Below are 25,040 nucleotides of genomic sequence, written 5' to 3' on the forward strand. Positions count from 1 at the left end.
CCGCGGCCCGGGCGGGCCGGCCGGGTCGTGGCCGCCCCGGGGCGTCCCGGAGACGATGACTCGGCGGAAAGTGTGGGAATGGTGTCGCATTCCCACACTTTCCGCCGAGTCATCCGGGGCGGGGCGGCACCTGGGCAGGCGCGCTCAGACGGAGAAGCGCAGGCCCGACGGCGAGGAGCGGAACCCGGCGCGCTGCAGGGCGGCGCCGAAGGCGCTGCGCAGCACCGGGGCGCCGTTGATCTGCTCGACGGCGAGCCGGGCGGTCTTCGCCGCCCGCAGCCGCTCGACCAGCGCGACGGCGACGACCTCCATGAGGTCCTCGTCCTCGGTGAACAGCAGCATCGTCCGCCCGCCGCGCTCCATGTAGAGCACCAGGTCGCCGCGGTGGATCGCCACCAGGGCCCCGGCCTTGCGCCCGGGGCGGTGTGGGGCCTTCGAGGTCCCGTGGTGCTCGCCGCTCTGCGGCGGCTCGGGCCAGTCCAGCGCCGCCCCGTAGGCGTTGGCCGGGTCGGTGGCGGCCAGCACGACTGTGCGCTCGGGGTCGGCGCCGTCGTCGTCCTGCCGGGCGCGGGCATCCTCCTGATCCTCGGAGACGGCGCGCAGCTGGTCGATGGTCGCCGAGGTGGTGAACTGCGCGGCGCCGAGCCGCTCGACGAAGTAGCCGCGGCGCAGCCGCCCGGCCTCCTCGGCGGCGGCGAGGACCTTGTACATCGCGGCGAAGCCGCCGGCCAGCGGACCCTCGTCGCGGCGGCCGCCGCCGGCCTGCTGCTCGGCGGACACCGACCCGCGGGTGACCACGCCGTAGCGGTCCAGCAGCACCTCGGCCTCGGCGTAGGCGGCCTCGGTGGGATCCGACGTCGTGCGCGGCACCAGCGTCCAGCGCGGCCCCGGCGAACCGCCGGGCGCCGGGGCCCCGCGGTGGGCGGCGACGGCGCGGCGCAGCGCGGTCCGCCGGGCGGTGTGCCGGGTGCGTGCGGGCCGTCGCGGCCCGCGGTGCGCCGTCCGGCCGCCGGAGAGCAGCTCGCGCACCGCCTGGAAGCTGTCCGGAGTGACCTCGCCGTCCCAGAACATCGTCCGCAGCGCCTCCTCGACCTGGTCGCGGCTCGGCGCCGTCGTGGCAGGGTCGGCAGAGTCGGCAGAACCGGCAGGGGTTGCAGGGGCGGCAGGGTCGGCGGATGCGCCGCGGCGGGAGAGCTCGTCGGCGATCGCCTCGGCGAACCAGGCCCCGCCGCGGGCGAGCACCCCCCGCACCGCGGCGCGGGCGGCGTCCTGGTCATGGGCCGCGTCGCCGGTGTCGGTGCGCTCCTCCGCCGGTCCGGGACCGAGCAGTCCGGCGTCGAGGTCCTCGCGGGGCAGCAGGCTCAGCCAGCCGTCATGGCCGGAGAGCGTGCCGCGGCCGACGGCGAGCACCGCCCCGGAGGCGAGGAGCTCGTCGAGCATCTGCGGGCGGTAGTCGGCCACCCGGACGGCCAGCAGATGCGACTCCCAGGCGCTGGCCGGCGCGGCGGCCCCGGCCAGCTGGGAGATCGTCTCCAGCAGCCCGGCCTCGCCCTCGACGCGGGTCCGCGGCGCGGCGTGCTGCCAGCGGGCGAGGAACTCGGCGTAGGCGGCGGTGGGCACCGGCTCGACTTCGGCCCGCAGCGCGGCCAGCGAGCGGCGACGGATCCGGCGCAGCATCTCGACCTCGCACCATTCGGCCGCGCCCGCGCCGGTGCTCCCGCCGCCGGTCGCGCCGTCGCCGGCGGGACGGAAACGCCCCTGCACCACCCGACGCTGCTCGGCCAGCCGGTGCAGCACCTCCTCGACGACGCCGACGCCGAGTCCCAGCGCCGCGGCGGCCTCGGCGGCGGTGAAGGGGCCGTGGGTGCGCGCGTGCCGGGAGACGACGTCGCCCAGCGGATCCTCCACCGGCTCGAGGAACGGCTGCGGGATGCCCGGCGGCAGCGGGGCGCCGACGCCGTCGCGCAGCTTCGCGGCGTCCTCGATCGCGGCGCAGCGCTCCTCGCCGGCCCAGCGCACGCGGAAGGCCCGCTGGTCGGCGACGAGCTGCTCGGCATGGCCGGCGGCGGTCTCGGGGTCCAGCGGAGGCGGAGCGGCGGGGGAGTCGGCGTCGTCGCCGGGTGCTGCGCCGTCGCCGGGCGCTCCGCCGTCGCGGTGCTCGCCGTCGTCGTCCTCGCCGACCATCCGGGCCGCGAGCTCCTCGGCGGAGAGCGGGCCGAGCAGGCGCAGCAGGTCGGCGACCCCCTCGACGCCGCGCAGCCGCCGCGAGGGCGCGGTCCGCTGGGCGTGGGCCTCGGCCTCGGCGATGATCTGCGGGTCCAGCAGATCGCGCAGCTCCACCTGGCCGAGCAGCTCGCCCAGCAGCTCCGGGTCGACCTGCAGTGCGGCGGCCCGGCGCTCGGCCAGCGGGGAGTCGCCCTCGTAGAGGTACTGGGCGATGTAGCCGAAGAGGATCGACTGGGCGAAGGGCGAGGGCTGGGCGGTGGTGGCCTCGACCATCCGCACCCGGCGGGCGGAGAGCTGCTCGGTGAGCTCGCGCAGGGCGGGCATGTCGTAGACGTCCTGCAGGACTTCGCGCATCGCCTCCATGATCATCGGGAAGTCCGGATGCCCGGAGGCGACCTCCAGCAGCTGCGAGGCGCGCTGGCGCTGCTGCCACAGCGGAGTGCGCTGCCCCGGCGACTGCCGCGGCAGCAGCAGGGCCCGGGCGGAGGCCTCGCGGAAGCGGCCGGCGAAGAGCGCCGAGGCGCTGACCTGGGAGGTGACGATCTCCTCCAGCTCGTCGGGCTCGAAGGCGAAGAGCTCCGCGCCGGGCGGCTCCTCGTCCATCATCGGCACCCGCAGCACGATGCCGTCGTCGGAGGCCAGCGCCTGGCCGTCGAGGCCGTAGCGCTCGTGCAGCCGCTCGCCGACCGCCAGCGCCCAGGGGGCATGGACCTGCAGGCCGTAGGGCGAGTGCAGGACGATCCGCCAGTCGCCGAGCTCGTCGCGGGTCTGCTCGACCACCAGATCGACGTCGCTCGGCAGCGTGCCCACCGCCTGGTGCTGCTCGTCCAGGTAGCGGCGGAGATTGTCGCGGGCCCAGGTGTCCAGGCCGAGGGCGGTCAGCCGCTGCTCGACGGCGGCCCCCTCCCCGGTGCGGACCTCGCGCTGGAAGGCGCCCAGCGCGCGGCCCAGCTCGGCGGGCCGGCCGATGCCGTCGCCGCGCCAGAACGGCAGCGTGGCCGGCTGGCCGAAGGCCGGAGTGACCAGCACGCGGTCGAAGGTGATCTCCTCGATCCGCCAGCTGGTCGCTCCCAGGGCGAAGACGTCGCCGATGCGCGACTCGTAGACCATCTCCTCGTCCAGCTCGCCCACCCGACGGCCGCCGGCCCGGGAGGATCCGGCGTCCTCGCCGCCGGCCAGGTAGACGCCGAAGAGCCCGCGGTCGGGGATGGTGCCGCCGGAGGTGACCGCCAGCCGCTGGGCGCCGGGCCGGCCGGCCAGCGTGCCGGCGTCGCGGTCCCAGACGATCCGCGGGCGCAGGTCGGCGAAGCGGTCGGAGGGGTACTTGCCGGCCAGCAGGTCCAGAGTGGCCTCGTAGGCCGAGCGCGGCAGCGAGGAGAAGGGGGCGCTGCGTCGGACGGTCTCGAACCACTCCTCGACGTCGAGGTCCTCCAGCGCGCAGGCGGCCACGGTCTGCTGGGCGAGGATGTCCAGCGGGCTGCGCGGCACATGCAGCGCCTCGATCTGCCCGGCGAGCATGCGTTCGACGACGACGGCGGTGGAGACCAGGTCGCCGCGATGCTTGGGGAAGAACCAGCCGATCGAGACCTCGCCGACGTGGTGGCCGGCGCGGCCCAGCCGCTGCAGCCCGGCCGAGACCGCATGCGGGGCCTCGACCTGGACGACGAGGTCGACCGCGCCCATGTCGATGCCTAGCTCCAGCGAGGACGTCGCGACCACGCAGCGCAGCCGCCCGGACTTCAGGTCCTCCTCGATGACCTGGCGCTGCTCCTTGGAGACCGAGCCGTGGTGGGCGCGGGCGAGCAGCTCGGGGGCGGCGTCGTCGCCGGCGTCGGTACTGTCGGTGTCGTCGGCGACGGCGCGGCTGGCGGCGCCGCCGTCGTCGGGGTTCACCGTCTGCTCGGGCGCGGGCCGGCCCTGCTTCTCGGCATGGATCTCGTTGAGCCGGCCGGTGAGCTTCTCCGCCAGCCGGCGGGAATTGACGAAGACGATGGTCGAGCGGCGGGAGGAGACCAGCTCGACCACGCGGTGCTCGACATGCGGCCAGATGGAAGGGGTCAGCGGCTGGTCGGCGCCGTCGTCGTCCTCGGACTGCGGGGCGGCGAGGTCCTCCACCGGCACCGAGACGGTGATGTCCCACTGCTTCTCCGCCTCCGGGGCGACGACGTCGACCGGTCGGCCGCCGCCGAGGAAGCGGGCGACCTCGTCCTTCGGCTCGACGGTGGCCGAGAGCCCGATGCGCTGGGCGGGGGAGTCGAGCATCGCGTCCAGCCGCTCCAGCGAGAGCGCCAGATGCGCGCCGCGCTTGGTGCCGGCCATCGCGTGAACTTCGTCGACGATGACGGTGCTGACGTTCGCCAGCGTGCCGCGCGCCTGGGAGGTCAGCATCAGATACAGCGACTCCGGCGTGGTGATCAGGATGTTCGGCGGGTTCCGCACCAGGTCGCGGCGCTCCTTGGGCGTGGAGTCACCGGTGCGCACGCCGACGGTGATGTCGGACGGCTCCTGGCCGAGGCGGCGGGCGGTGTGGCCGATGCCGACCAGCGGGCTGCGCAGGTTCCGCTCGATGTCGACGCCGAGGGCCTTCAGCGGCGAGATGTAGAGGACGGTGGTGCCCTGCTGCGGCTCGGCGACGAGCTGGTCGAGCGCGGAGAGGAAGGCCGAGAGCGTCTTGCCGGATCCGGTCGGGGCGACCACCAGGGCGCTGCGTCCGGCGGCGATGGACTCCCAGGCCCCGGCCTGGGCGGCGGTCGGGGCGCCGAACGAGGCCCGGAACCACTCGCGGGTGGGTTCGGTGAAGGGCGCCAGCGGATCCATGGGTCCACTCTAGGACCTGGGGCCGGGGGCGATGAGTCCGCGTGCCGGAGGTGATGACTCCGTGGGACGTGTGGGAATGCGGCGACATTCCCACACCTTCCACGGAGCCATCGTCGGGGGCGACGGCGGGCGCGACGGCGGGCGGTGACGCCGTCGTGGTTGCCCCGCGGCGGAAGGCGGGCGAGGATCGGGGCATGAGTCCACACGCGGATCGTGACCTCCCCCCGCCGGTGCTGCCTGCGGCGGAGGTGCGTCGGCGGCTGGTCGCGGGGCTCGGCGAGGTCGATGGACGCCTGGCGCAGCTGCGCGCCCGGCTCGGCGTCGTCGTCGGCGTCGCTCGAGTGCTGCCGGTGGAGCGCACGCCGGAGAGCGAAGCCGCCGTCGCCGCCGCGCTGGACGAGGTGCTCGACCCTCGGCGCGAGGGCGTGCTGCCCCAGGTCGCCGCGGATCTGCTCCTCGGGCTGGTCACAACGAGGCCGCCGCGCGGAGCGCGCGCCGTCGTCCAGCTGACCTGGTATCCGGACCGGGTGCGGATCGTGGTCCACGCCGTGGAGGCTCCCGGGATGCGCGGCGCGGCGGCCGGGGCGCTCGCCGTCGTCGAGGAGGCGCTGGCGCCGCACGCGTGCGACTGAGCGCGTCGGGTTGTCCCCTCACTCGCGGCGCGGCACTATCGGGCGCATGGACTCCCGCGGCGCACAGCACACACCGGCCTCCGTCCTGCCCGACGCCGAGGTCCGACAGGTCCTCATCGATCACCTGCTCATCGGCATGGCAGGGCTGTGGGGCCGGCTCAGCTCCCTCGTCGGAGACCAGCGTCAGATGGAGGTGCTGCGCTCCGCCGAAGCGGTCCGGACGCTCGAGGACGCCGTCGACGAGGTCCTCGCGGCCGATCGCCCCGGCGTCCCCGCGGGGACCGAAGGCCGGCTGACTCTGGGCATCGTGGGCACCGGATCCGGCGGAGGGCATCCTGTCGCAGTGCAGGTCATCTGGCATCCCGAGCACGTCGACGTCGTCGCCCACGCGCTGAGAGGACCGGGCATGCAGGGCTCGCCGACTCAGGCGCTCGCCGTCGTCGAGGAGGCGCTGGCGCCCCACCACCGTCGATGACTCGGCGGAAGGTGTGGGAAAGCCGGCACATTCCCACCCGTCCCGCCGAGTCATCGTGAGGCGGCAGACTCACCGGGCATGCGGCAGGCTCACCGGGCGTGGGGCAGCAGATCCTCGCGGCGCAGCGGCCGGTTGAACAGAGGACCCTCGGGCTGCAGCACCTCACCGGCGGCCAGCGGACCGAGCGAGACCGGGTCGAAGCCCATGGCCTCCAGCAGCGCCATCGCCCGGCCGCGGGCGGCGGCGTCGTCGCCGGCGACGCCCAGGGCGCGGCGCTGGGTGACCGGCAGGTCCAGCTGCGCGGCGTCGTCGAACTCGGAGTGGGAGACGTGGTTCAGCGCCTTCACCGTCCGAGCCCCGGCGAAGTGCTCGGCGACCGCCGACGACGTCGGCTCGCCCCGGATGACCGCGCCCTCCAGCCAGGTCGGCAGGATCTCGTCCTGCCAGGTGTTCGTCGCGTCGACCAGCACGGTGCCTTCCACCCAGGCCGGATCGACCTCGTCGAGCTCCTCCTGCGGGACCGCCAGGATCACCGCGCCGCCGTCGTGCGCGCGGGTGCGGGCGGCGACGTCGGCGGGCTCGACCGCCTGAGCCCCCGGGGCGTGGATGGTCAGGTGGTGGCGCAGCGCCTTCGGCGGACGGGTGTTGGCGATGTCGACGCCGTAGCCGGCCTTGAGCAGGACGCGGGCGAAGGCGGTGCCGGCGCGGCCGGCGCCGAGGATGCCCACCACCTCGGGAGTGCCCGGGGCGGGGGAGCCGTGGACCGGCGGCATCGGGGCGTTCTGCGGATCAGTCATGATGCTCAGACATGGTGGTAGGGCCTTCCGGCGGAGATCTCCTGGGCGCGGTAGACCTGCTCGGCGAGGATCAGCCGCACCAGCTGGTGCGGGAAGACGAGCTGAGACAGCGACCAGACCATGTTCGCCCGCGCATGGACCTCCTCGGTGACGCCGTAGGCCCCGCCGACGAGCAGCACGATCGAATGGCCGGTGTCGAAGCGGGACTGCAGGTGGTCGGCCAGCTGCGGGGAGCTGAGGTTCTTCCCGCGCTCGTCGAGCAGGATCACATGGTCGGCCGGCTTCACCGCGTCGAGCAGCCGGGCGGACTCCTCGGCGCGGGCGGCGTCGCCGTCGCGGGAGGAATGGGGCAGCAGCTTCCAGCTCAGGTCATAGGGCTTGCGCAGCCGCTTGGTCCAGCGCTCGATGCCGTCGACCGCCCACGTCTCGTGCTTCCTGCCGACGGCGACGACTGTGATGCTCATGGTCATCGAGCCTATGCCGGGCGCGCGGGCGGGTCCAGGCGGGTCCGCGTCGGCGCCTCCGGACCCGGGCCTCGCCGCAGCGCCTCCACGGCTGCCGACGGCCGAGCCGCTGACGGGGTCACTCTGCATCCGCCGACGTGCTGCGCCGATCCTCTCTCAGCAGCCGTGTCACCTCGGCCGCCGTCGCCCACGGGTGGCTGACGAAGCCGTTGTGGCCGCCGGAGAGCTCGACGAGGTCGCGGTCGAGTGCGGTGGCCAGCTCCGCGGCGCAGCGGCGTTCCCACCGGTGCGGATTGTCCGCTCCGCCGGTCGGCACGATCCGGGTCGTCTCCGGCACGGTCCGGACGGCGTCAGCGTCCAGCGCGGCGGATCGCACCGCGGGGAAATCGTGCGCGAAGAACCAGGTCAGATGCTCCCGGACGTCGCCGACCGGCTCCTCCGGGCGCGCACCGTCCTGCGGGGTCGGCTGGGGGCCGGCGAGCGAGGCCATGTGCCCGATCGCGGCGAAGACGTCGGATCGGGCCAGCTCGGCGACGGCGTCGAGGCCGGCTTCGCGCTCGGCGTCGGCGACCACCGCCGTCATCGGAGGCTCGTGGGCGATGAGCGTGTCCACCTGCCCGGGGTGGTCCACCGCGAGATGCAGTCCGATCAGGGCGCCGATGCTGGCCCCGATGACCACGGCCGGCCGGGCGGTCAGCTCCGCCAGGACCGCGGAGGCGTCGTCGGCATGCCGTCGCATCGACACCGGCACCTCCGACGACGCCGGCGACCGGGACAGCCCGCGCCGGTCGTAGGAGATGACCTGGTGGCGACGGGCCAGCTCGCCGGCGAACTGCCGGGTCGCTCCTGCCTCGCTGATGCCTCCCTGGATCAGCAGCAACGGCGGTCCCTGCCCGCAGGTCTCATAGTGCAGCGTCGCCCCCGCGACGGCCACGGTGCCCTGGTGCAGCTGCATGCGTCTGCCCGCCTCTCGTCCTGTCATCGTCGGCCCGGAGTCGCACCCGTCATCCTGTCAGGTCCGGGGCCGGCAGGCGTTCCTCCATGGCGGACCCGGTGGGACGATGCCGGCATGAGCCGCATGATCTTCGTCAATGTGCCGACCTCCGACCTCGCCGCCGCCGACGCCTTCTACGGCGGTCTCGGCTTCACCAGGAACGAGCAGATCTCCGACGAGAACGCCAGCAGCTGGATCATCGAGGACTCGATCCTCGTGATGGTGCTCCGGACGGAATTCTTCGCCTCGTTCCTGACCGGCGACGACACTCCGCATCTGCCCGGCGACGGCGGCCCGCGGGAGGTGCTCAATGCGCTGTCCTGCGACTCTCGGGAGGAGGTGGACGAGCTGCTCGCCGCCGCCCAGAGCCACGGCGGGTCCGTCTATCGCCCCGCCGACTCGTCGTTCCCGGGGATGTATCAGGCGGCCGTCGCCGATCCGGACGGACACGTCTGGGAGCTGGTCTGGATGGACGTGGAGTCCTTCTCCGAGGAGGCCGGCGGCGAGGCCGAGGCCTGATGCGTGGGTGAACAGAGAAGACCCCCGGGACGGCCGGCGCTGAGGGGGCGCACAGAAGGCCGACCCGGGGGTCGATCACTCGCACCTCGATGAGGTGATCACCACGCTACACAGGCTTCATGACTGTGGGCCGGGTAGCCGCTGGGAATGTGCTGGACGCGGCGAGGCCGGCAGGGGGCGCTCGCGGAGAGCTGGGGACAGAGAAGGGGCCGTCATCTCCGGATCCCCGGGATGACGGCCCCTCGTCGGCGGAGGCGGGGGGATTCGAACCCCCGGTCCGGGGTTAACCGGACCCTTCATTAGCAGTGAAGTCCGTTCGGCCGCTCCGGCACGCCTCCTGTGCATGGATCGGGCGAGCCCCTCCATGCGCCCGACAAGATTAGCGCCTCCGGGGCGTCGAGTTCAAAGCAGGCCGGTTTCAGTACTCTGGTGGGAGCGGCGGCACGGTGCGTGCGGCCGGCACGGCCGGCACAGCCGGCATGGCCGACGTCGGCTCCTGCCGTCTCGACTGCTCCGTCGCCCCGCCGCGTCCGATCGTCGTCCCCGGAGGTCCCCGCCCGCATGCCAGAGCACGAGGTCGCCGAGCAGCCCGCCGTCGCGGAGCCGGCCGCCCGCCCCGAGGGCCGCGCCGGTCCGGGCGAGCACGTCGTCGCCGTCGTCGGCGCCGGGCCGCGGGGCACCTCGTTCCTGGAGCGGCTGCTGGCCCATCTGGAGGAGCTGCCCGCCGACGGTCGGGCCCGGGCGCCCTGGCTGCGGGTGGTGGTCATCGACTCCGCCGTCCATGGGCCCGGGCGCGTGTGGGACCCCGAGCAGTCGCCGCTGCACCTGATGAACACTCCGGCCAGCTACCCCACGGTCGCGCCGGTGGGGCGCACCTGCGAGCAGCTGGCGCCGTCGTCGATCTCGCTGAGCTTCTCCCAGTGGCGACGCCGCCGCGGACTGGTCGACGAGGACGCCCCGGACACCGACTTTCCGCGCCGCGCCGACTACGGCCGCTACCTGGCTGACGTGCACCGCCAGACGGTCGAGGCGCTGCAGGATCGGCCGGGGGTGGCGGTCGAGTCGATCCGCGCCGCCGCCGTCGCGGTGGAGCGGGAGGATCCCGACGACGCCGCGTCCGCGAGCCTGCTGACCCTCGACGACGGCACGACCCGGCGCGCAGATGCGGTGGTGCTGGCCGTCGGGCATGTCCCGGCCCGGCTCAACGACGCCGGCGCCCGCACCGCCTCCGCCGCGGAGGAGCTGGGGCTGCGGCACGTCGCCCCGGCCGTCCCCACCGACGTCGACGTCGAGGCCTTCCCCGCCGGCGAGACGGTGCTGATCCGCGGGATGGGGCTGAACTTCTTCGATCTGATGATCCGCGCCACGGTCGGCCGCGGCGGCCGCTTCCGCTGGGACCCGCAGGCCGAGGCCGGGCGCCGCTGCGCGTATGTGCCCGCCGGGCGCGAACCGCTTCTGGTCGCCGGTTCCCGGCGCGGCGCGCCCTATCGGGCGAAGACCGACGCACCGGGCTTCGTCCCCGCCGGCATCCGGCTGGTGCATCTCACCGACGCGGCGATCGAGGAGGCCGAGCGCCGGCACGGCACCCTGGACTTCGCCGCCCATCTGTGGCCGCTGATCGCCCGGGACGTGCTGGCCACCTACTACCGCACGCTGGTCGAGGTCGCCGGCGAGCTCTTCGACGACCCGGCAGGATTCGTGGAGGCCTTCGACGCACTGCTGCGCCGGGATGACCTCGGCGAGCAGGTGCTGGCCTCCCGCGGCCAGGCGCTGCTGCACGTCCACGCCCCGGATGCGATCTGGCTCGACGTCAGGTCCCTGGGTCGACCCTTCGACGGCGTCACCTTCGCCTCCGCCGCCCAGCACCGCGAGCATATGCTCGCCTATCTGGAGGACGACGCCGCCAGCTCGGCCGCCGGCGCCGCCAGTCCGGTGAAGATGGCGATCGGCGCGATGCATGCCGCACGCATGCGGCTCAAGGCGCTGATCAGCGAGGGCCGGGTGGCCGAGGCCTCGCGCATCGAGGACGTCGAAGGGTGGTTCGAGCCGCTCATCGAAGGGCTGGCCAGCGGACCGCCGATGCAGCGCATCGAGGAGCTGGCCGCCCTGATGCGCGCCGGCGTCGTCGATATCCTCGGCCCGGACCCGCTCCTCGACGTCGACCGCGGCGCCGGCTGCTTCACCGCCGAGTCGCCGTGGGTGGAGGCCGAGCCGATGACGGCGCGCTGGCTGGTGGAGGCGATGATGCCGGCCAACCGGGTCCGGCTCTCGGATTCGCCGCTGGTGCGCTCGCTGCTGGCCTCGGGGCTGGCGCGGTCCCAGGAGGTCGTCGACGTCGCCGGGGCCCCGCGGGCGGGGAAGGGCTTCGCCGTCACTGCGGCGCCGCACCGCCTCGTCGACGCCTCCGGTGCGGCGTCTCCGTCGATCTACGTGCTGGGCCTGCAGCTGAGCTCCGTGCAGTGGGGGACGGCCATCGCGGCCGAGGCCGGCGGGGATCCGCAGGCCGGGGCGCGCACCCTGGCCGACGCCGACGCCGCGGCCGGCAGCGTGGTGCAGACCGCGCTCGGGGCGGCCGTGCTCGAGGCTCCGGCCGGCTGAGCGCGTCGCAGCCGGCCGGCGCGCGGAGACGTCGCGGCTGGACAACTGCTCGACACGGTGAGGCAAGCCACATCGACGGGCTGGTCCGTAGCCTCGAGGGCGCGTCGACCGCGCCGCACCGCCGAAGGACCCGCCGCGCGTCGCAGCCGCTGCGGGGAAAGGACTCCACGTGACTCGTACCGCCGATCTGCTGATCACCGATGCCCGCATCGACCCCGAGGCCTCCGGGACCGAGCCGATCGACAGGATGGCCGTCGCCGACGGACGGATCCTCGCGCTGGGGGAGGAGGCCTCCGCCTGCGCCGGGCCCGAGACCCGCGTGGTGGAGATGGGCGGCCGTGCCGTGCTGCCCGGCTTCGCCGACGGGCACGCCCACCACCTCATGGCCGGCCAGGCCGATCTCTTCGAGCTCCAGGCCAGTCCCGCGCTCGGCCTCGACGAGCTGCTCGAGGCCGTGGCGGCGCATGCGGCGACGCTGGCCGAGGACGCCTGGATCGTCGGAGGCGACTGGGGCAGTGGCCTGCTCGCGGAGATCAGCACGCCCGAGGCGCTGGCCCGACTCGACGCCGCCTGCGCCGGCCGTCCGGCGATGCTGCGCGACGACAGCAAGCACAATCGCTGGGCGAGCTCGGCGGCCCTGGCCGCCGCCGGCATCACCGCCGCGACCCCGGACCTCGACGCCGGCGAGATCCTGCGCGACGCCTCCGGAGCGCCCACCGGCGTGCTCGTCGAGGCGGCGAGCTCGGCCGTGGAGGAGGAGCTGGAGCGACGGCGCCCGATGACCACCGAGCAGACCGCCCGCGCTTCGCAACGCGGCATCGAGATCCTGCACTCCTACGGGATCACCGCCTTCCAGGACGCCGGAGCCTCGCTGCCGATGCTCGAGGCGCTGCACCATCTGGACGAGTCCGGGCGGCTGGACGCCTGGGTGGTTGCCTCGATGCTGGCCAACGACCTCGTCTTCGGCGCCGGCAGGCCTGCTGATGGTCGGCATGGCCGCGCTCTGCCTGCCCTGTGCAGTGCATCTGTGGCGGAGGGAGACGGTCCGCGCTTGGGCGGCGGTGGGGGCGATGAATGCCGGGATGCTCCTCGTGCATGCCGGGATGATGCGCTCCGCCGCCGGCGGGCATGCGGCGGGGGAGATGCCGGCGGGGAACGCCGAGGGCTCGCCGATACTCCATGAGGCGCTGATGCTCAGCGCGACCGTGCTCTCCGGCACGGAGGTCGTCCTGGCCGGCGTCGGGTTGGCGGTCGAGGCGTCCCGGCGCCGACGAGCCGCATCTCGCGCCGCATGACGGGTCACTGGACCGGGCGGCCGGACTCGTCCGCAGCATCCGAGAGCCGCTTCTGTCGCAGGGCTGTGAGATGTCGTCGGGCTATAGCACCACGACATCTCACAGCCCTACGATGGACGGCGCTGGACGGCGCCGGCCCCGCTCAGCCCCGCGCCGGCTCCATGTTCTGCGCGAAGAACGCCGCCAGCGCGTCGGTGTCGGTCAGCGGCAGCACGTGGGCCACGTACTGGTCGGGACGGACCACGACGACGGCGCCGTCGCGGGAGATGCCGCGCTCGTCGAAGATGTCCTCGCCCTCGAGGATGCCGAAGACCTTCTCGTACTGCAGCAGCCGGTACGGCCCGACCTCCGGCAGGAAGATCCGCGGCGCGTCGGTGACTTCGAATTCGGTGTGGCGCTGCTGGTAGATGACCTTCACGTCGAAGAGCGCATCGAGGTCCTGGCCCGCCGCGGTGAAGCGCCGGACGGGGGAGTCCGGCGACTCCGCCATCCACTCCGCCCAGCGGGTCAGCGCCGATTCCTGCCCGGCCGCCGGCCGGTCGGCGAAGGCGTAGATCCGCCAGCGGCCGTCGGCCTCGGCCTGATGGCCCAGATGCAGCGGATTGGTGTCGCAGACCCGCACCGCGCGGGCTGACTTGAAGCGCTTGCCGATCGGGAAGCCCTCGGCCAGCTGCTGGCGGTCGGCGGTGCCGGTGATCGGGGAGGGCTGGTACTCGGTCATGAAGCCGGCGGGGAACTCGGCGGTCTTGACGTAGAAGTCCTCGAGGAAGGAGGGATCCTCGAACTCCTCGGGCTTCATCGCCATCAGCGTCGACCACTCGCGGTCGAAGTCGATGAGGTTCTGCGCGACCGTGTGGCGCTCCGCCGAATAGGTGCGCAGCAGGTCCGGCGAGCTCACCCCGGAGACCACCTGCCCGAGCTTCCAGCCGATGTTGAAGCCGTCCTGCATCGAGACGTTCATCCCCTGGCCGGCCTTCGCCGAGTGGGTGTGGCAGGCGTCGCCGGCGATGAACACCCGCGGGCAGCCGCCGCCGTCGTCCGTCCCTCCGGACTCGTCGCCGGAGGCGTCGACGTCGTCGAACTTGTCGGTCAGCCGGTGGCCGACCTCGTAGACGCTGCTCCAGGCCACGTGCCGCACATCGACGGAGTAGGGGTGCAGGATCTCGTTGGCCTTCTCGGCGACCTGCTCGACGGTCGTGCTGCGCACGTCGCCGTGCTGATCGGCCTCGCCGAGGTCGACGTACATCCGGAACAGATGCCCGCCCTCGCGCGGGATGAGCAGGATGCTGCCGCCCGAGTCCGACTGGATCGCGCACTTGAGGCGGATGTCGGGGAAGTCGGAGCGGGCCAGCACGTCCATCACGCCCCAGGCATGGTTGGCCTGGTCGCCCTCGAGCCGCCGGCCGATGGAGCCGCGCACCCTGCTGCGCGCGCCGTCGGCGCCGAGCACGTACTTCGCCCGCACTGTGCGCTCCTCGCCCTCGCGCGGGCCGGCGGTGTGCCGCACACGCACCGAGACCGGGAACTCGCCGGAGTCCTCGACGGTCAGGTCCAGGAACTCCACCCCGTAGTCGGGCCGCATCCGCGACGGCGCCATCTCCATGGCCTCGGCGAAGTAGTCCAGGATGCGCGCCTGGTTGACGATCAGGTGCGGGAACTCGCTGACGCCCTGGGGGTCGTCGATCGGCTGGGCGGTGCGCACGATCTTCTCCGGCTCCTGCGGGTCCGGCTTCCAGAAGGCCATCTCGGTGAGGTGGTAGGCCTCGCAGCTCAGCCGCTCGGCGAAGCCGAAGGCCTGGAAGGTCTCGACGCTGCGCGCCTGGATGCCGTCGGCCTGCCCGACCTCGAGCCGATGCGGACGGCGGTCGATGATCCGGGTGTGGACGTCGGGATAGGCCGCCAGCTGGGCGGCGGTGATCATGCCGGCCGGTCCGGTGCCGACGATGAGCACGTCCATCTCATCGGGCAGCTCCTCCGGCCGGTCGAGGCCGATGCCGGCTGCCGGCTGGACGCGCGGGTCTCCGGAGACGTATCCGTGGTGGTGGAACTGCACTGTGCTACTCCTGGGTATTCTGCTCGTCCCGCGGCTCTGCGGGGATGAAGTCTGCGGCCAGCTTCTCGGCGCCGCGGGCGACCAGCGCGACGTCGGCGCCGACCAGGATCCAGGAGGCGCCGGCCTCGAGATAGGCGCGCGCGGCCTGCGGGTCGAAGGCGTTGACCCCCACCGGCTTGCCGGCCGCCCGCACGCCGGCGAAGGCCCGGTGGACGGCGTCGACGACCTCGGGATGAGTCTGCTGCCCGATGCGGCCCATCGAGGCCGCCAGATCCGACGGGCCGACGAAGACGCCGTCTACGCCCTCGACCGCGGCGATCTCCTCGGCGCGCTCGACGCCGTCGGCGGTCTCGATCTGCACGAACAGCGCGACATGCTCGGCGGCCTCGGCCAGATAGCCCGGCACCCGGTTCCAGCGCCCCGAGCGGGCCAGCGCGCTGCCCACGCCGCGGACGCCGGTCGGCGGGTACTGGGTGCAGGCGACGACTTCGCGGGCCTGCTCGGGCGAGGAGACCATCGGCACCAGCAGGTTCTGCGCCCCCAGATCGAGGACCTGTTTGATGGTCACCGCGTCGCCGACCGGCACCCGGACCACCGGGGTGACGTCATAGGCCGAGGCCGCATGCAGCTGGGCCAGCACCGACTCCAGCCCGTTGGGGGCGTGCTCCATGTCGACGAGTATCCAGTCCAGCCCGGAGCCGGCCATGATCTCGGCCATCACCGGCGAGCCGGAGCAGACCCAGCCGCCGACCAGCGCGCGGTCGGCGGAGGTCAGCCGCTCGCGCAGCGTCGCCTCGAGGGAGGAGGTCATTCGAATCGGCATGTCACAGCTCCCAGATCGCGGTAGTCGCAGTGGACGGTGTCGCCGGCGTGGACCCACATCGGGCGGGTGAAGGAGCCGGCCAGGATGGTCTCGCCGGCGGAGAGGCCGTCGCCGTGCTGGGCGAGCTTGTCGGCCAGCCAGGCCACGCCGCGGGCCGGATGGTCCAGCACCGCCGCGGCCACACCCGTGTCCTCGATGGCCTCGTTGCGGCGCAGCAGCGCCGAGACCCAGCGCAGATCGACGGCGTCGGGCCGCACCGGCCGGCCGCCGAGGACCATCGCGCCCATGGCCGCGTTGTCGCTGATCGTGTCGACGATGGTCCTGCCGGCCATCTCCACCCGGCTGGAGAGGATCTCCAGGGCCGGGATCACATAGTCGGTCGCGTCGAGGACCTCGGTGACCGTGGTGTGCGGCCCGGTCAGGTCCCGGCCGAGCACGAAGGCCAGCTCCACCTCCACGCGCACGTTGGAGAACTGCGCATGCTCGATCACCGCGCCGGTCTCGTGGACCATGTCGGCGAAGATCGCCCCGTAGTCGGGCTCGGTGATGCCGGTGGCCTCCTGCATGACCTTCGAGGTCAGCCCGATCTTCCGGCCCACCGGACGCCGGCCAGCCGCGATGCCGCGGCGGCGCCACTCGTTCTGCACCGCGTAGGCGTCCTCGACGGTCATCTCCGGGTGTCGGGCGGTCAGCCGCTCGATCGTGCCGCGATCGCGCTCTGCGGCGGCCAGGTCGTCGGCGATCGTGGTGATCTGCTGGTCGGTCAGCATCGGGATCTCCTTCACAGCTGGTGGCCGAGCTTGTACTCGCCCTGCTTCCACTCCGGCATCTGCTCGGCGTCGTCGGGGCGGGTGTAGGAGAAGCCGTCGGCGCCGATGGTGACCTCCATCTCCGAGTCGTCGGTGCGCTCCCGGGTGGGCACCGGCGCGCCGTCGAGGTCCAGCACTGTGGAGGCGTCGGTGTACCAGGAGGGGACCACCGGATTGCCCCACCAGTCGCGGCGCTGGTTGTCGTGCACGTCCCAGGTCACCCGCGGGTTGTCCGGATCGCCGGTGTAGTAGTCCTGGGTGTAGATCTCGATGCGGTGGCCGTCGGGGTCGCGCAGGTAGAGGTAGAAGGCGTTGGAGACGCCGTGCCGGCCCGGTCCGCGCTCGATGCAGTCCGAGCGGCGCAGCGCGCCCAGCTTGTCGCAGATGGCCAGGATGTTGTGCTTCTCGTGGGTCGCGAAGGCCACATGGTGCATCCGCGGTCCGGTGCCGCCGGTCATCGCCGTGTCGTGCACGGTGGACTTCCGGCGCATCCAGGCCGCGTAGACGGTGCCGCCGTCGTCCTGGATGTCCTCGGTGACGCGGAAGCCCAGGTTCTCCATGTAGTCCACCGCGCGCGGCACGTCCGGGGTGACCTGGTTGAAGTGGTCGATGCGCACCAGCGCGCCCGGGGTGTGCAGGTCGTAGCGCCAGGCGAGCCGCTCGACGTGCTCGACCTCGTGGAAGAACTCGTAGGGGAAGCCCAGCGGATCCTGCACGCGCACCGAGTCGCCGACGCCGCGCACGAAGCCGGTGCGGTTCCGCACCGTCGGGCAGCCCATCTCCTGGTAGTAGGCCTCGGCGCGGTCGAGGTCCTCGGGGCTGCGCACCCGGTAGGAGAACGCCGCCACCGCGGGGACCTCGCCCTTCCGCAGGATCAGGTTGTGGTGGATGAACTCCTCCATGGAGCGCAGGTACACGGCCTGCTCGTCCTCGGCGGTGACCACCAGGCCGAGCACGTCCACGTAGAACTCGCGGGAGCGGGCCAGGTCGGTGACCACCAGCTCCATCGACGCGCAGCGCAGCACGTCCGGGGCGGGGGAGGTCGGGACCGGGATCGGGGCGGCGGGCGGCGTCGCCGAGCCGGGGGTCTCAGAGGTCATGGTCGTGCATCCTCCATCGAGCGTCGTCGCTCATCGTCGGAACAGTGCGGAACGGTGCTGAACAGCGGGGGAGGGGCAGGGATCAGGCCTTGCCGAAGACGGGGTTGTGCACCTCGCCGAGGTTGATGTGCACCGCCTGCTGGTCGGTGTAGAAGTCGATGGAGCGGTAGCCGCCCTCGTGGCCGAGCCCGGAGGCCTTCACCCCGCCGAAGGGGGTGCGCAGGTCGCGCACGTTGTTGGAGTTCAGCCACACCATGCCGGCCTCGACGGCCTGGGCGAAGGTGTGCGAGCGCTTCAGGTCATTGGTCCAGACATAGGCGGCCAGCCCGTACTTGGTGTTGTTGGCCAGCGCCAGCGCCTCCTCCTCGGTGTCGAAGGGGGTGATCGCCACCACCGGCCCGAAGATCTCCTCCTGGAAGATCCGGGCGTCGGAGGGGACGTCGGCGAAGACGGTGGGGGCGACGAAGTTGCCGGTCTCGAAGCCCTCCGGACGGCCGCCGCCGGCGACCAGCCGGCCCTCGGACTTTCCGAGCTCGACGTAGCTCATCACCTTCTCGAAGTGCTCGGGGTGGACCAGCGCGCCGACCTCGGTCTCCGCCTCGTCCGGCATGCCGACCTTCACCCGCTTCGCCTGGGCGGCGTAGCGCTCGACGAACTCGTCGTAGACCGAGCGCTCGACCAGGATGCGGCTGCCGGCGGTGCAGCGCTCACCGTTGAGCGAGAACACTCCGAAGATCGTGGCGTTGATGGCCGCCTCCAGGTCGGCATCGGCGAAGACGACGGCCGGGGACTTGCCGCCCAGCTCCATCGACAGCCCCTTCAGATGCGGGGCGGCGTTGGCGAAGATCAGCTGTCCGGTGGTCGACTCGCCGGTGAAGGAGATCAGCGGGACGTCGGGGTGCTTGACCAGCGAGTCGCCGGCGTAGCCCTCCTCGCCGAAGCCGTTGACCAGATTGAACACTCCGGCCGGCAGCCCGGCCTCCTCGAAGATCCCGGCCCAGAGGCTGGCCGAGAGCGGGGTGAACTCGGCGGGCTTGAGCACCACCGAGTTGCCGGTGGCGATCGCCGGTGCCAGCTTCCAGGACTCCAGCATGAACGGGGTGTTCCACGGAGTGATGAGCCCGGCGACGCCGATCGGCTTGCGGTTGACGTAGTTGGCCTGGCGCCCGGGGACCTTGAAGGCGTCGTCGGTCTGGGCGACGATCAGATCGGCGAAGAAGCGGAAGTTCTCCGCCGCCCGGCGGGCCTGGCCGGCCGCCTGGGTGATCGGCAGTCCGGAGTCGAAGGACTCCATCGCCGCCAGCTGTTCGCCGCGGCTCTCGACGACGTCGGCGATCCGGTGCAGCACGCGGGAGCGCTCCCGCGGCAGCATCGTCGACCACGGGCCCTCGTGGAAGGCGCGCTGCGCCGCCTGCACGGCGCGGTCGATGTCGTCCGGGCCGCCGGAGGCCGCCTGGATGTAGGTCTCGTTGCTCACCGGGTCGAGGACGTCGAAGGTGGTGCCGTCCAGCGAGTCGACGAAGGCGCCGTCGATGTAGTGCCGGATCTGGTCGGGCAGGCCGTCGGGCGGGGTGGTGGTCTGCTGGGTCATCGGTGGTCTCCTCTGCTCGCTCAGCATCGGGGTGGTGTCGGGACAGGTTCTGCGTGGGGTCCGGGCCGGGCCCGGTCAGGCGCCGCGGTGGCGCCGGTAGGCGTCGATCGTCCGCCAGCGGTGGCGGCGCACCGCCAGCTCGACGTCGAGCGCGTCGGCCTCTGTGCGGATCAGCCGGAGGATCTCGTCGTGCTCGGCGACCGACTCCGGGGCGCGGTCGGGGACGAAGGCGAACGTCGAGCGGCGCAGCCGCGCCAGCCGGGTCCACTCCCGCTGGACGAGCTCCTCCAGGTGCGGGTTGGGGCAGCGCAGATGCAGCACGTCATGGAACTCATGGTTCAGCGCGGTGAACTCGCCGGGGTCGAACTCGTCCAGCACCGACCGCATCCGGTCGTTCAGCCGCTGCGCCCGCTCGACCTCCTCGGCGCCGAGGTGAGGGAGGGAGAGGGCCGTGGCGGTGCCCTCCAGGACGCCGAGGGTCTCCATCGAGTGCAGATAGTCGGCCTCGTCCACCATCGCGACGCGGGCGCCGACGTTCTTCTCGAACTCGACCAGTCCCTCCGCCTCGAGCCGGCGGACGGCCTCGCGCACCGGCACCACGCTGACGCCGAGCTCCTCGGCGATGGTGCCGAGGACCAGCCGGTATCCGGGGACGAACTCCTGTCGGTCGATGCGCTCGCGGATCCAGTGGTAGGTCCGCTGGGACTTGCTGGCTCCGACCGGGGCGCTCGTCGCGCCGCCGGCCGGGGGTGCGCCCGCCGTGGTGGGCGTGGTGGGCTCAGCCATCGGCGTCTCCGCGCCGGGCGGCCGACTCGGCCTCGAAGCGTTCCCGCCAGGCGCTGTTCATCGGGAACAGCCCGTCGATGGGGTGCCCCTCGGCGATGCGGCCGGCGACCCAGGCGTCGGCGTCCTCCTTGGCCAGCACGGCGTCGACCACCTCGTCGGCCAGCGACGGCGGGATCACGATGACGCCGTCGTCGTCGCCGACGATCACGTCGCCGGGCTGCACGGTCGCCCCGCCGCAGCTGATGGTGACGTCGGTGTCCCAGGGGACGTGCCGCCGGCCCAGCACGGCCGGGTGAGCGCCCTGGCTGAACACCGGCAGGTCGACGGCGCCGACGGCCGCGGCGTCGCGGACGCAGCCGTCGGTGACGACGCCGGCCGCGCCCCGGGCCTTCGCCCGCAGGGCCAGGATGTCGCCCAGCGTGCCGGCCCCGCGCTCGCCGCGGGCCTCGATCACGACGACCTCGTCGGCCTCGACCGCGTCGAACGCCCGCTTCTGGGCATTGTGGCCGCCGCCGTGGGCGGAGAACAGATCCGGACGGAGCGGGACGAAGCGCAGCGTGCGGGCGGTGCCGACCATCGTCGCGCCCGGGGTGTCGCCCCGGAGCCCGTCGAGGGTGACGGTGTCGAAGCCGCGGCGGCGCATCTCCTGGGCCAGTCCCGCGACCGGTGCGCGCTGCAGCTTCTCCTTCAGCCGCGGAGTCAGGGTGCCGGGCGCCGTGTAGGGCGCCGTGTCGGGCGCCGCGCCGGCGGCGTCCTCGGGCGGCAGTCCGGCCTTCTCCCGGGACCCCCAGGCCTCTTCCCGCTGGCGGTCGTCGACGGCCGGGGTGAGCCCCAGCGCCGGGTCGAAGTCGCCGGGGCCCTCGACCACGTGCGAGACGGCGCGGCCGCTGCTCGGCGCGCCGTCGGCGTCGGGCGCGTCGACCTCGACCTCGATGGTGTCGCCCGGCTCGGCGACCGAGGCCCCGGCGGGGGTGCCGGTGAGGATGACGTCGCCGGGCTCCAGCGTCAGATGCTGCGAGAGGTCGGCGACCAGCCGCGGCAGCGTGAAGATCATGGCCGCGGAGGTGTCCTCCTGGACCAGCGCCCCGTTCTTCCAGGTCCGCAGGCGGAGGCTGTCCGGGGAGACGGTCGCGGCGTCGATGCGGCCGGCGGCCAGGGAGGTGTAGCCGTCCCGGCCCTTGTTGCGGAGGTTGGACCCCTTGTCGGCGCTGCGCAGGTCGTAGAGTCCCCAGTCGTCGGCCGCGGTGACCGCCGCGATGTGGTCCCAGGCGTCCTCGGCCCGCACGCGGCGGGTCGTCGCGCCGACGATGAGCGCGATCTCGCCCTCGAAGGCCAGCAGCTCGGTGCCGGCGGGGCGCTCGACCTCGGCCTCGCCGGTGGCCACGGATCCGCTCGGCTTGAGGAAGTAGGACGGGGCGGCGGGCCGACGGCCGCGCTCGTCGGCCCGCGAGGCGTAGCTCAGGTGCACGGCGATGATCGTGCCGGGGCGGTCCGTCTGCGGGGAGCCGGACGCCGCGTCGGTCGTCGCGTCGGCCGCCGCCCTGCTGGAAGATGTGCTCGAGATCATATCTCAGATCGTATACGCTCCGTGATGCGCCGCACAAGCCCCCTGCGGCGGGACTCTCGCGCCGCCTGTCGATGCTCGTTCCGGCGGGGGCGGATCGATGCCTCGTGAAACTGACCAACCGTTCGGTCATTTAGTCTGGTAGTGTGTTCTGCATCACTGTGACTGCGGTCACAGCTCCTCGATGACCACCTGCACCCTGTGAGCCCCGTCCGGCATCACGCTCAGATGTGGAGATGACATGAGCCAGACGACGTACACCAGCACCGAGGGCCACGAGATGACCCGCGAGGAGAAGAAGGTCCTCGCCGGGACGCTCGTGGGAACCACCATCGAGTGGTACGACTTCTTCATCTACGCCCAGGCGGCCGGCTTCGTGCTGGCCCTGCACTACTTCGAGCCGCTGGGGGAGGAGAATCAGGCGCTGGCCCAGATCATCTCCTGGGCCTCGGTCGGCATCTCCTTCCTCTTCCGTCCTCTCGGCGCCGTCGTCGCCGGCTGGCTCGGCGACCGCTTCGGCCGCAAAGTCGTGCTGGTGCTGACCCTGATGGGCATGGGCGGCGCCACAGTGCTGGTCGGCCTGCTGCCGACCTATGCGATGTGGGGGCTCGCCGCCCCCGTGCTGCTCGTGCTGCTGCGCGTGCTGCAGGGGCTCTCGGCCGGCGGCGAATGGGGCGGCGCCGCGCTGCTCTCCGTCGAGCACGCCCCGCGCCACAAGCGCGGGCTCTTCGGCTCCTACCCCCAGATCGGCGTGCCGGTGGGCATGCTGCTGGCCACCGGCTTCATGACCGTGCTCAACGCCTTCACCACTGAGCAGCAATTCATGGACTGGGGCTGGCGCGTGCCCTTCCTGTTCTCCTTCGTGCTGATCATCGTCGGCTACCTCATCCGCGTGAAGGTCGACGAGTCCCCGGTCTTCACCGAGATGCGCGAGCGCAAGAAGCAGGCCTCGGCGCCGCTGAAGGACCTGCTCACCACGCATAAGAAGTACACGTTCCTGGCCGCCCTGATCTTCGCGGCCAACAACGCCGCGGGCTACCTGGTCATCGCCTTCTTCGCCGCCTACGGGGCCAATCACCTGGGGATGGCCCGCTCGGACACGCTGACCGCCTCGCTCATCGGCGGCGTCGGGTGGCTGATCTTCACCATGCTGGGCGGCTGGATCTCCGATCGCATCGGCCGCGTGCTCACCTTCCAGATCGGCTACGGCATCATCATCGTCTGGGCCATCCCGATGTGGTTCCTGATGGACACCGCCTCGCTTCCGCTCTTCGCCGCGGCGATCTTCCTGCTGACGGTCGGGCTGGGCCCGTCCTACGGGCCGCAGTGCGCGCTCTATGCCGAGATGTTCCCCGCCGCGATCCGGTTCTCGGGCGTCTCCATCGGCTACGCGCTCGGCTCGATCATCGGCGGGGCCTTCGCGGCCACCATCGCCCAGGGCATCCTGAACACGACCGGACAGTCCTGGCTGATCGGCGCCTACATCGCGGGCCTGGCACTGATCTCATTCCTCGCGGTCTCCGTGGTGCCCAAGACCTTGCAGGGGATCACGCTCACCGATGACAGTGAACGGGAGGAGCTGACTCTCCGGCCCTCGGCCCGATGAGAGGCGCCGGATCAGCGGGGCGCCGGCCCACCGGTCGGACGTCCCGCGCGGCCGCTCGGCGCGCCCTCACCGCGCGCGAGGCGGTCGCACCGCAGACTCGACTGCATCTGTTGTCCGCACCATCCATGAGAGGACCCCACCCATGCGACCCCGTACCTCGATGATGAGCCTGTCGGCCGTCGCCGCGGCCTCCGCCCTGCTGCTCACCGCCTGCGACGACGGCGGATCGGGCGGCGACGACGGCGGAGACGGCGGCTACGCGATCGGCATCTCCCAGTTCGTCACCCATCCCTCCCTCGACGAGAGCCGCGACGGCTTCAAGGCGGCCTTCGACGAGGCCGGCGTCGACGTCGACTGGGACGAGCAGAACGCCCAGGGCGAGCAGGCGACGGCGAGCACCATCGCCGGCACCTTCGCCACCGACGACCTGGATCTGGTCCATGCGATCGCCACGCCCTCCGCCCAGGCGGCCGCCCAGTCCATCCAGGACACTCCGGTCATCTTCTCCGCGGTCACCGACCCCGAGGGAGCCGGGCTGGTCGACTCCTGGGAGGAGCCGGGGGCCAACGTCACCGGCGCCTCGGACATGAATCCGGTCGACGCGCAGTTCGACGTGCTCTCCAGCCTCGCGCCGGATGCGGAGGAGGTGGGCGTCATCTACTCCTCGGGCGAGACCAACTCCGAGGTGCAGGTCGAGCAGGCGAAGGAGGCCGCCGAGGAGCTGGACCTGGAGATCCAGGAGGCCGCGGTCACCAACTCCTCCGAAGTCCAGCAGGGCGTGGAGTCGTTCTCCGACGTCGACGCGATCTATGTGCCCACCGACAACCAGGTGGTCTCCGCGCTGGAGTCGGTGCTGCAGTACGGCCAGCAGAACAGCATCCCGGTGGTCGCCGCCGAGGGAGACTCCGTGGAGGCCGGGGCCGTGGCCACCGAGGGCCTCGACTACCATCAGCTCGGCCGCCAGGCCGGCGAGATGGCCCTGCGCATCCTCGAGGACGGCGAGGACCCGGCGAGCATGCCGGTCGAGACTCAGGAGAACTACGAAGTCGTCGTCAACCCCGAGGCCGCCGAGGCGATGGGCGTGGAGATCCCGCAGGAGCTGATGGACCGCGCCGACGTCGTCGTCGGCGAGGACGTCGAGCCCAAGGATCCGTCCGAGGCCGGCGAGGACGGCTGAGCCGACGATGACCGCGCCGGGCTCTGCAGGCTCGGCGGACGACCGGACGCCGGCCCGTCCTGATCGGGCGGGGCGGCGTCGCCCCTGACGGCACACGACGCGTCGTCGCCCGCGACCCGGGCGACGACGCTGACGAGGACGAGAGATGATCACCGCATTCGAGCTGGGGATGGTCTACGCGATCATGGCCCTGGGCGTCTATCTGACGTTCCGCATCCTGAACTTCCCCGACCTGACCGTCGACGGCTCCTTCACCACCGGCGCGGCGACGGCGGCGGTGCTGATCACCGGCGGGACCGACCCCTTTCTGGCCACGGCGGCCGCCTTCGCCGTCGGCACCGCGGCCGGGTGGATCACCGGGATGCTGCACACCAAGGGCGGGATCAACGGGCTGCTGGCCGGGATTCTGACGATGATCGGGCTCTATTCGATCAATCTGCGCATCATGGGCGGGGCCAATGTCCCGCTGCTCGGCGAGGACACCGTGATCAGCGCGCTGCGCGACCTCGTCGGCGTCGGCTGGGAGTCGGTCGCGGTGCTGGCGCTGGTCGCGCTGGTGTTCAAGCTGCTGCTGGACTGGTATCTGCACACTGACAACGGCCTGGCCCTGCAGGCCACCGGCGACAACGAGCAGATGATCCGCTCGTTCGCGGTCTCCACCGACCGGATGAAGATCCTGGGACTGATGCTCTCCAACGGACTCGTCGCCCTCTG

The 25,040-nt window shown here is 72.6% G+C and carries 19 protein-coding genes and 1 tRNA gene; 8 read left to right on the top strand and 12 right to left on the bottom strand.

Going from position 1 to position 25,040, the window contains the following annotated elements; genetic code table 11:
• Positions 1–144: 144 nt before the first annotated feature.
• Entirely contained in the window at positions 145–5,043 is a 4,899-nt protein-coding gene (locus ABD652_RS11840; RefSeq protein ID WP_344721601.1) for a DEAD/DEAH box helicase, read from the bottom strand.
• Between the two features lie 194 nt (positions 5,044–5,237).
• Here ABD652_RS11840 and ABD652_RS11845 point away from each other — a divergent pair, with 194 nt between their 5' ends.
• Both ABD652_RS11845 and ABD652_RS11850 read left to right on the top strand, forming a co-directional pair.
• A complete protein-coding gene (locus ABD652_RS11845) occupies positions 5,238–5,675 on the top strand; it encodes a hypothetical protein (protein ID WP_344721603.1) in 438 nt (145 codons plus the stop codon).
• A 46-nt stretch (positions 5,676–5,721) separates the two neighbouring features.
• A complete protein-coding gene (locus ABD652_RS11850) occupies positions 5,722–6,150 on the top strand; it encodes a hypothetical protein (protein WP_344721605.1) in 429 nt (142 codons plus the stop codon).
• Positions 6,151–6,239: 89 nt separating this feature from the next.
• On the opposite strand, the gene ABD652_RS11855 is transcribed toward ABD652_RS11850, so the two are convergent.
• The 3 genes from ABD652_RS11855 to ABD652_RS11865 all read right to left on the bottom strand — a co-directional run bounded on the left by ABD652_RS11855 (position 6,240) and on the right by ABD652_RS11865 (position 8,366).
• Positions 6,240–6,947 carry an NADPH-dependent F420 reductase gene (locus ABD652_RS11855; RefSeq protein ID WP_344721607.1) on the bottom strand — a complete coding sequence of 236 codons (708 nt, stop codon included), beginning with the start codon at positions 6,945–6,947 and terminating at the stop codon, positions 6,240–6,242.
• A gap of 5 nt (positions 6,948–6,952) precedes the next feature.
• Positions 6,953–7,411, bottom strand: a complete 459-nt coding sequence (locus ABD652_RS11860; protein ID WP_344721609.1) for a 23S rRNA (pseudouridine(1915)-N(3))-methyltransferase RlmH — start codon at positions 7,409–7,411, stop codon at positions 6,953–6,955.
• A gap of 118 nt (positions 7,412–7,529) precedes the next feature.
• Positions 7,530–8,366: an alpha/beta fold hydrolase gene (locus tag ABD652_RS11865; RefSeq protein ID WP_344721611.1), complete on the bottom strand. Its 837-nt coding sequence runs from the start codon at positions 8,364–8,366 to the stop codon at positions 7,530–7,532.
• A 114-nt stretch (positions 8,367–8,480) separates the two neighbouring features.
• Here ABD652_RS11865 and ABD652_RS11870 point away from each other — a divergent pair, with 114 nt between their 5' ends.
• The gene (locus ABD652_RS11870) at positions 8,481–8,924 is read left to right on the top strand and encodes a VOC family protein (protein WP_344721613.1); all 444 of its coding nucleotides are present in this window, start codon (positions 8,481–8,483) and stop codon (positions 8,922–8,924) included.
• 249 nt (positions 8,925–9,173) lie between these two features.
• Here ABD652_RS11870 and ABD652_RS11875 read toward each other — a convergent pair.
• A tRNA-Ser gene (locus ABD652_RS11875) sits at positions 9,174–9,262 on the bottom strand.
• A 223-nt stretch (positions 9,263–9,485) separates the two neighbouring features.
• Here ABD652_RS11875 and ABD652_RS11880 point away from each other — a divergent pair.
• Positions 9,486–11,522, top strand: a complete 2,037-nt coding sequence (locus ABD652_RS11880; RefSeq protein ID WP_344721615.1) for an FAD/NAD(P)-binding protein — start codon at positions 9,486–9,488, stop codon at positions 11,520–11,522.
• A 169-nt stretch (positions 11,523–11,691) separates the two neighbouring features.
• Positions 11,692–12,705, top strand: a complete 1,014-nt coding sequence (locus tag ABD652_RS11885; protein WP_344721617.1) for an amidohydrolase family protein — start codon at positions 11,692–11,694, stop codon at positions 12,703–12,705.
• A 254-nt stretch (positions 12,706–12,959) separates the two neighbouring features.
• On the opposite strand, the gene ABD652_RS11890 is transcribed toward ABD652_RS11885, so the two are convergent.
• The 7 genes from ABD652_RS11890 to ABD652_RS11920 form a co-directional block, all read right to left on the bottom strand.
• Positions 12,960–14,870 carry an FAD-binding monooxygenase gene (locus tag ABD652_RS11890; RefSeq protein ID WP_344721619.1) on the bottom strand — a complete coding sequence of 637 codons (1,911 nt, stop codon included), beginning with the start codon at positions 14,868–14,870 and terminating at the stop codon, positions 12,960–12,962.
• Positions 14,871–14,874: 4 nt separating this feature from the next.
• Positions 14,875–15,693 (bottom strand): HpcH/HpaI aldolase family protein, encoded by an 819-nt coding sequence (locus ABD652_RS11895; RefSeq protein WP_344721621.1) that lies wholly within the window; start codon positions 15,691–15,693, stop codon positions 14,875–14,877.
• On the bottom strand, positions 15,678–16,463 hold the full coding sequence (gene hpaH, locus ABD652_RS11900) for a 2-oxo-hept-4-ene-1,7-dioate hydratase (protein WP_344721623.1): 786 nt from the start codon (positions 16,461–16,463) through the stop codon (positions 15,678–15,680). Before hpaH ends, ABD652_RS11895 begins: the two co-directional genes overlap by 16 nt.
• 11 nt (positions 16,464–16,474) lie before the next feature.
• The gene (hpaD, locus tag ABD652_RS11905; RefSeq protein ID WP_344721625.1) at positions 16,475–17,602 is read right to left on the bottom strand and encodes a 3,4-dihydroxyphenylacetate 2,3-dioxygenase; all 1,128 of its coding nucleotides are present in this window, start codon (positions 17,600–17,602) and stop codon (positions 16,475–16,477) included.
• Positions 17,603–17,684: 82 nt separating this feature from the next.
• A complete protein-coding gene (gene hpaE / locus ABD652_RS11910) occupies positions 17,685–19,193 on the bottom strand; it encodes a 5-carboxymethyl-2-hydroxymuconate semialdehyde dehydrogenase (protein WP_344721627.1) in 1,509 nt (502 codons plus the stop codon).
• A 75-nt stretch (positions 19,194–19,268) separates the two neighbouring features.
• Positions 19,269–19,979 (bottom strand): GntR family transcriptional regulator, encoded by a 711-nt coding sequence (locus ABD652_RS11915; RefSeq protein ID WP_344721629.1) that lies wholly within the window; start codon positions 19,977–19,979, stop codon positions 19,269–19,271.
• Positions 19,972–21,546, bottom strand: coding sequence for a fumarylacetoacetate hydrolase family protein (locus ABD652_RS11920; RefSeq protein WP_344721631.1), 1,575 nt, complete (start codon positions 21,544–21,546; stop codon positions 19,972–19,974). Before ABD652_RS11920 ends, ABD652_RS11915 begins: the two co-directional genes overlap by 8 nt.
• Positions 21,547–21,784: 238 nt before the next feature.
• Here ABD652_RS11920 and ABD652_RS11925 point away from each other — a divergent pair, with 238 nt between their 5' ends.
• The 3 genes from ABD652_RS11925 to ABD652_RS11935 all read left to right on the top strand — a co-directional run.
• Positions 21,785–23,149 (top strand): MFS transporter, encoded by a 1,365-nt coding sequence (locus ABD652_RS11925; protein ID WP_344721633.1) that lies wholly within the window; start codon positions 21,785–21,787, stop codon positions 23,147–23,149.
• Between the two features lie 142 nt (positions 23,150–23,291).
• Complete coding sequence (locus ABD652_RS11930; protein ID WP_344721635.1) at positions 23,292–24,326, top strand: ABC transporter substrate-binding protein; 1,035 nt, start codon at positions 23,292–23,294, stop codon at positions 24,324–24,326.
• A 145-nt stretch (positions 24,327–24,471) separates the two neighbouring features.
• Positions 24,472–25,040 (top strand): ABC transporter permease (locus ABD652_RS11935; RefSeq protein WP_425574578.1); only part of this gene is annotated, 569 nt, incomplete at its 3' end.

The sequence above is a fragment of the Nesterenkonia halobia genome (assembly GCF_039536005.1).
Taxonomy (GTDB): domain Bacteria; phylum Actinomycetota; class Actinomycetes; order Actinomycetales; family Micrococcaceae; genus Nesterenkonia; species Nesterenkonia halobia.

Bases quoted from the DNA above. Each gene is read 5' to 3' on its own strand.
- ABD652_RS11850 (WP_344721605.1), top strand. From the start codon at position 5,722: ATGGACTCCCGCGGCGCACAGCACACACCGGCCTCCGTCCTGCCCGAC.
- ABD652_RS11915 (WP_344721629.1), bottom strand. From the start codon at position 19,979: ATGGCTGAGCCCACCACGCCCACCACGGCGGGCGCACCCCCGGCCGGC.
- ABD652_RS11895 (WP_344721621.1), bottom strand. From the start codon at position 15,693: ATGCCGATTCGAATGACCTCCTCCCTCGAGGCGACGCTGCGCGAGCGG.
- hpaH (WP_344721623.1), bottom strand. From the start codon at position 16,463: ATGCTGACCGACCAGCAGATCACCACGATCGCCGACGACCTGGCCGCC.
- ABD652_RS11855 (WP_344721607.1), bottom strand. From the start codon at position 6,947: ATGACTGATCCGCAGAACGCCCCGATGCCGCCGGTCCACGGCTCCCCC.
- ABD652_RS11925 (WP_344721633.1), top strand. From the start codon at position 21,785: ATGAGCCAGACGACGTACACCAGCACCGAGGGCCACGAGATGACCCGC.
- hpaE (WP_344721627.1), bottom strand. From the start codon at position 19,193: ATGACCCAGCAGACCACCACCCCGCCCGACGGCCTGCCCGACCAGATC.
- ABD652_RS11920 (WP_344721631.1), bottom strand. From the start codon at position 21,546: ATGATCTCGAGCACATCTTCCAGCAGGGCGGCGGCCGACGCGACGACC.
- hpaD (WP_344721625.1), bottom strand. From the start codon at position 17,602: ATGACCTCTGAGACCCCCGGCTCGGCGACGCCGCCCGCCGCCCCGATC.
- ABD652_RS11865 (WP_344721611.1), bottom strand. From the start codon at position 8,366: ATGCAGCTGCACCAGGGCACCGTGGCCGTCGCGGGGGCGACGCTGCAC.
- ABD652_RS11880 (WP_344721615.1), top strand. From the start codon at position 9,486: ATGCCAGAGCACGAGGTCGCCGAGCAGCCCGCCGTCGCGGAGCCGGCC.
- ABD652_RS11845 (WP_344721603.1), top strand. From the start codon at position 5,238: ATGAGTCCACACGCGGATCGTGACCTCCCCCCGCCGGTGCTGCCTGCG.
- ABD652_RS11870 (WP_344721613.1), top strand. From the start codon at position 8,481: ATGAGCCGCATGATCTTCGTCAATGTGCCGACCTCCGACCTCGCCGCC.
- ABD652_RS11860 (WP_344721609.1), bottom strand. From the start codon at position 7,411: ATGAGCATCACAGTCGTCGCCGTCGGCAGGAAGCACGAGACGTGGGCG.
- ABD652_RS11840 (WP_344721601.1), bottom strand. From the start codon at position 5,043: ATGGATCCGCTGGCGCCCTTCACCGAACCCACCCGCGAGTGGTTCCGG.
- ABD652_RS11930 (WP_344721635.1), top strand. From the start codon at position 23,292: ATGCGACCCCGTACCTCGATGATGAGCCTGTCGGCCGTCGCCGCGGCC.